This is a genomic window from Pseudomonas sp. IPO3774 (assembly GCF_013386835.1).
Lineage (GTDB): Bacteria > Pseudomonadota > Gammaproteobacteria > Pseudomonadales > Pseudomonadaceae > Aquipseudomonas.
This window is the reverse complement of record NZ_JACAQY010000035.1, coordinates 25,007-25,218: the sequence shown is the minus strand read 5'-3', so window position 1 is coordinate 25,218 and position 212 is coordinate 25,007.

The window sequence follows — 212 nt, the reverse complement described above, 5'->3', positions numbered from 1 at the left end:
CCCGGCCGGCTTGAGTGTTAAGAGCAAAAGCAAAAACCAGAGTGAAAACAAATCTGCTTTTCTGTGGGAGCGGGCTTGCTCGCGAAGAACCTGAGAGCGCCGCGTTCATTCAGAATGCCCGCGTCATCGTTAACGACCTTCGCGAGCAAGCCCGCTCCCACATTTGGACCGTGCCCGCTTTAGCTTTTGATTTTGCTCTTCAACACTCAAGC